3 protein-coding genes and 1 pseudogene are annotated in these 6,022 nt (G+C 44.5%); 2 read left to right on the forward strand and 2 right to left on the reverse strand.

Annotation, left to right across the window (positions count from 1 at the left end):
- Nucleotides 1-585: 585 nt before the first annotated feature.
- Nucleotides 586-786, reverse strand: coding sequence for a hypothetical protein (locus K8S15_12700; GenBank protein ID MCD4776896.1), 201 nt, complete (start codon nucleotides 784-786; stop codon nucleotides 586-588).
- Between the two features lie 183 nt (nucleotides 787-969).
- On the opposite strand from K8S15_12700, the gene K8S15_12705 reads away from it, so the two are divergent.
- Entirely contained in the window at nucleotides 970-2,598 is a 1,629-nt protein-coding gene (locus tag K8S15_12705; protein ID MCD4776897.1) for a YncE family protein, read from the forward strand.
- Nucleotides 2,599-2,690: 92 nt separating this feature from the next.
- On the opposite strand, the gene K8S15_12710 is transcribed toward K8S15_12705, so the two are convergent.
- A complete protein-coding gene (locus K8S15_12710) occupies nucleotides 2,691-5,087 on the reverse strand; it encodes a hypothetical protein (GenBank protein ID MCD4776898.1) in 2,397 nt (798 codons plus the stop codon).
- Between the two features lie 712 nt (nucleotides 5,088-5,799).
- On the opposite strand from K8S15_12710, the pseudogene K8S15_12715 reads away from it, so the two are divergent.
- A pseudogene (locus tag K8S15_12715) lies at nucleotides 5,800-6,022 on the forward strand (amidophosphoribosyltransferase).

The following is a 6,022-nucleotide window of genomic DNA, read 5'->3' on the forward strand; positions in this document are numbered from 1 at the left end:
CGAAGTGAAAACACTCAGCGGGCTGCTTCCAATCTGTTCGTCCTGTAAAAAGATCAGGGATGATTCCGGATACTGGGAACAGATAGAGAAATACATAACAGAGCGTTCAGACACTCTGTTCAGTCATGGAATCTGTCCTGAATGCATGAAGAAGCTTTATCCTGAATATGAACAATAAATGAGAATACTCTCGAAGAATCCTCATCGACGCGTATATGCTCGTGGATTATCCGATTTCAGAGACTGCCGACCTCATCTTCCAGGGTTAGTTCCTTCAGACCGGATGGACCGCATCGGATAACGTTGACGGTTACACCTACATATACCACGCCCGGAGAACGAACTTCTAGAAACTTCGGTTCCTCTATTCCCTGCCGAGGTTTTCGGAGGATCTTGATTTTTCACTGGAAGGAAAGCCCAACGATTTCCATCTTGAGTCCTGCATTGAGCGCGTTGTCGCCGGTTTGTCCCAATGTGGGTGTTTCTTCAACCACGATCAAGACATGAATTGATGTCCTGAAGGCTTCGTTCGTGGTTTTTGAACTGCAACCTTATTTCGAGAACACGCGGAAGCGCGTAATGAAATCACCGAAGATCTACTTCACGGATGTCGGTATGGTCTGTTAACTCCTGGGTATCCACAGAGCTGATCAGCTTTCTCGCGATCCACTGCGAGGGGGACTTTATGAGAATCTCATCATCCTTGAGGTTCTGAAGAACAGGCTGAACAACGGCCAGCGCCCCGAACTCCCTGATATTGCATATAAACTCGTTTTTGCCGACCACGATGGCATGCCGAGGAGAAGGCCTCAATGGGTATCAAAAGAAGGAAGTCGACTTCGCATATTTCGCTGGATATTTTGGGTATGCAAATTATGCAGACAATCTATTAAAGTTGACATACTCATGATTAACTGTAATGCTCATATATCTTTTATTGAAATACACACCCAAGATGGAAACAGCAACATGAAAAATGTAGTAAACGTGACCATCGTTTTTGCACTTGTTCTGCTCTTAGCATGCGTAAATAGTACAGGGCCTGATGTAGCCTCATCCACTCTTTCGGTAGATTTTACCGGTTCAACCGACAAGACCGAATCAGGAGATGCTTCCATACCTTGTGCAACAGCAGTATTATCATTCTCAAGGTTGAATTCAACAGGCACTAAAAGCAGCTGTGTGGTAACAGCTTCCTGGACCATCTGTTCCAATCAGGACTTCAACAGCTACGTTCTTTACAGGTCAGAAACTTCCCACATCCCCTCGCACCTCTCCTCTGCGGATATCCTGGGAAAATTTACACAGATCAACACATCCAGCTTTATAGATAATGGCGTTACCTGGGGAACAGAATACTACTACATTCTTAGGACTTCTGGTTCCAACGGGAATGGTGTATGGAGTAACGAAGTATCAATAAACACAGAACGTCCCACACCCTCAGAGCTGTCACTTATTGATTATTCCCGGAGATACACTTCTCTTGCCTGGACCAATTGTCCTGATGCAAACTTCAATTCCTACAAACTCTACAGATCAATCACTTCCGGTATTGAGGATGATTTCACCATTGCTGAACTTGTGTATTGCACGTCCTTGCCCGGGATAGATACTTATGATGATTGCAACATCGGCCCTTCACATATTTACTACTATGCGCTTCTTACAACGAATAACGAGAATCTTACCAGCTGGAGTAATGAAATTTCTGTTCGATTTCCGCCGAGTAATGTGATAGTTACTGTGGATGTAGGCATTAACCCGTGGAGTATTTGTACACTTCCTTCGGGGGAGTACGTTTATGTTACAAACCGCGGTAGCGATGATGTATCAGTTATCCGCACATCTGATAACTCCGTTATCACAACAATAAATGTTGGTGAAAGTCCATACGGGATTTGCTCACTTCCCTCCGGTGATTACGTATATGTAACAAACTGGGGCTCCGATAACGTTTCTGTCATCCGCACTTCCGACAACTGCGTAGTTGAGAATATCAATGTAGGAAACAGGCCTGTAGGAATCTGTTCGCTCCCTTCAGGCGAATACGTTTATACCGCAAACCGGGATAACAATAATGTTTCTGTCATTCGAACTTCTGACAACTCTGTGGTTACAAACATAGATGTAGGAACAAATCCCTATCGTTTATGTTCACTTCCTTCCGGACAGTACGTCTATGTTACTAATTGTAATTCCAACAACGTTTCTGTAATCCGCACATCCGACAATTCGGTTGTAGAAACAGTAAGTATGCTAGCACATCCAATAGGTATTTCTGCTCATCCATCAGGAGAATTCGTTTACGTTTCAAACTTTGGTGACGATGTTGTTTCTATCATCCGGACGTCAGATAACTCGGTAACAGAGACAGTGAATGTCGGTAATGGTCCTATTGGCCTTTGTTTTCATCCTCTTTGTGCTTACGTTGCTAACTGTATGGAAAACACTGTATCTATGATTTATTTTAAAGACAATTTTGTCATTACAATCAGGAACATAGGCGAAAATCCTTCCAGCATCTGTTCACTTCCCGCTGGTAATGCGGTCTATATCGTTAATTATTACGACGGGACTGTTTCGGTGATGCACTAGCCTTTAAAAGATCGTCACTCGAATTCTGTTTGGAAAACGCACTTGCTGAAAACGATAAGGGCGGAATGACAACCCGTCCTTTTAATCGGTTTCTATCTGGTAACCACCAGGCTGATCGTACCTGTCCAATCGGCAGTTGAAACTCTTATGTGGTATATTCCCGATGGAACTGCCTCTCCATTGGCATCTTCAAGTTCCCACACAAGGCTGTGCTCTCCGGCAGTCATCTCTTCGGAAGCAAGTTTTCTAACAAGACTACCTGTTATATCGTACACATCAACCCTGGCCATACCTTCTACTGCAAAGCTGAAGGGTATTGTAGCGCTGTTCATCGCAGGGCTGGGGTATACAGCATCAACACCGTTGATGTAATCCTGAATGCCTCCCCCCTCAAATCCTGTACCTGTGACGTTTATGGTTCCCTGATAGGAGATATGATCCCTTGCCCAGGCAACTACGGATATGGTACCTGTAGATGCCGGATTGACATAGAAAGTATACTCTCCGGCTGCATTTGCTGTTTCAACCATATAGATGTCACCAGTCTGCCAGTCCCCCTTCTGAAGACAAATCCTGGCTCCGTTTACGGGTGATCCGCCTGATGTAACAGTTACAGTTACACTTGTCGCTCCGGAAATGCTTGCGGTATGTGCAGCATCCAGATCAGATGCGTCATGGAACCACATGGGAAGCTCCGGATCTCCAAAAAGGTTGTATTCCTTAACGCACCAGTCTATCACTTCATAGTTGATGAGACCCATAGCATCGTTACCCATTGCATGAGTAACACCGAGAATGAACAGGTCATTGTTCCACATTACGTCATAGAAGTACCTGCATAGTATTTCGCTGAGGCCGTATCCCGGATTGCTGGGGTTCCCGAAGCCATACCTCGCGTTGAATGCACCAAACCCACCTCCATTAGGAGAATTGTTCCATGCATCACCCATACAGTCCGAGTCGTAATCAAGATATCCAATATTGCACGAGATAGAGTTCCATATTGCAGGAAGATTGCCGTTGGAGATATTGGTGAGATTCCTGAAATCGTTAGTTGAGTAAAGCCCTCCGGGAAGAGAAAATTCTGTAGGCGAGCCGTGGCTGCCGTGGTATACTTGATGAGGTCCGGCATTGAGCATGCTGTCAGTTATCGCTATGTTGTTGTTCCCGTTGGAATCGTAGCACTTCTCCTCTGTCCAATCTGATGGAACGTACTCGGATATGAGTTCTGCTCCGGCGGAGGCGTAACATCCCGGCCAGAGCCTTTCTGTCGTGTACCCGATCCTCTCCTCAATCTCCGAACTCTCAAAGTAATCAGTGGATGAAACCCCTTCGTAGATGTATACCTTCTCGTTGAAGATTGTGCATTCGTCGGTTGTGTTTACGCTCGCCCTACCTACCCAGAGATCCGGATGGTAATCAATATTGTCAATTTCGAACTCGCCCCAGATATGGTTATCGTTACTGTCCCATAGATCGACTTCCGGAAACATGTCGTTGATATCCGACCAGTAAAGGTCAACTGGGGGATATTCTTCATGCTCGAGAAATGTTATTCTGGCATCTCTGCCTTCTATTATGTTATCATCTCCATAGATGAGAATGTATTCCACTCCTTCATCGCGGCAGTCCGTAAGGAACGCCCGAATCTCCTGCTGCAGGTCAAAGCAGCTGTAGCTGTTTTCAATCCAGCTTGTTGTATAGACGTTGGCAGGCACGCCCTTCGAGGTTTTCCAGTCCGCCAGTTCCTGAGCATGGCTTTCGTAAGCCGTGGTTGCAATAATTATATACTCACCGTAGGCCAGATCCTTTGAATCGACTATTGCAGCTCCCGAATGTGATACTCCCTCAGGGTTCACCACAAGGTTCCTGACAGTTTCCTGAGATCGAAGCTCGCTCTGAATGCTCCTCCTGACAACAGTGGATGCTTCAGGACTGCTCTCGTAGGTAACTCTCAGGGTAAGATTCGCAAGGATATCAACCGTTTTGCTTACAGGATTCCATCTTACTGGAAACACCATTACGTATGCAAGAGGGATACCCAGTATAACGCTGGAACCGGCGAACTCAACGGGATTCGCAGGATAGAAAGAGCTGGAATTGTATATTTTCGGATCCGGCTCAACTGGAGACGCATTCCACTCAACTGAAAATGGAACCGGAGTCTGAACCGGCATGACATTATACAGTCCCCTCACAGCTGTGTATTCGGCATCAATGATATCAATCTCAGTCGCCATGCAGCCTGTGGGCAGTGCTATCTTCGCGGAATACGCGGGGAGGCTGGGCGCTCCAATCACATTGATGAGGCCCATCCCTATGCCGGTTATTTTCGTATAGATGCCAGCCTCGGAGATGTTTATAGCTGAAGCATCAAGCGGTATCGAAACGGTCATTTCACCTGCACTTGCTGCAAATGCAATTGTAAGAACACCTAAAATAAGAAGAGTATTTATATTGATCCTGTCATAATTTGGTTGAAGTTGCATAAATATTCCTTGGAAAAAGACTCAGCTTCAGTAGAGCTGAAGTAAATGCAAACCAACTTCAAACATCTGCATTGTTTACTAGATAGTCGAAGAAGATAAATAAAAATACTTGCTTCTATCATCTATTGTCAATTTGCATAAATGGGATGGTGGGGAATACCCTTCATTCCAATTTTCTCTTCGTAGTAGTTTGAAAGACCGAATGATCCCGGATTTCCGCCACAACCACACCTCGCGTGCATATCTGCCGGTAACGATGTTTGACTGTGGGTATTTAGGGCAGTGTGGCTATTTTCATTCACAAATATCGAAAAGCCATAAGAAGGAAAGCCAGCCTGGGAGCGAATTGCATCATGACGGAAGATCCACTTTCCTATTGTACAGGAATGTTGCACGGCCAGGCACATCTACCCAATCTCGAAACTTGAAAGGATGATCCGATCTATACAACTTCTGCTGCTCCGCTCAACCGTTCGGAATTTATTATTGACGAAGGATACATACTCAAATGGTATGATCTGCAAGACGGGATTGATTTCGAAACGGACAATGGCGGAAGCCTCTGCATCGGGTTTAAAATAAATGGAGAGTTCCAACAATACTTAAATTATATTCTTGCAGAACCGCTTATTACAACATCATATAGTGATTTAGCAAAATATTTCTAATGAATTTGATACAATATTTGGTAGCATTCTTCTGGATCTTCTTATGCTGTATAGATATCATAAGAGCTGAATTCAAAAAAGAAGTTTCACCATCTGAGATTATTCATGTCAGTAAAAATGGAATACGATCAATTCAACTGAATCCAGAGGAGTTTCGAGATAGTGAACATACAGCCCACTGCATATTTGAACTCATATATTTCTCACGTCCAGACAGTGTTGTTTATGACCATGCAGTATATGCATTTCGTGAAAATCTTGGAAAAA

This window comes from Candidatus Aegiribacteria sp. (assembly GCA_021108005.1).
Lineage (GTDB): Bacteria > Fermentibacterota > Fermentibacteria > Fermentibacterales > JCC-6 > Aegiribacteria.

Bases quoted from the DNA above. Each gene is read 5' to 3' on its own strand.
- K8S15_12705 (MCD4776897.1), top strand. From the start codon at position 970: ATGAAAAATGTAGTAAACGTGACCATCGTTTTTGCACTTGTTCTGCTC.
- K8S15_12710 (MCD4776898.1), bottom strand. From the start codon at position 5,087: ATGCAACTTCAACCAAATTATGACAGGATCAATATAAATACTCTTCTT.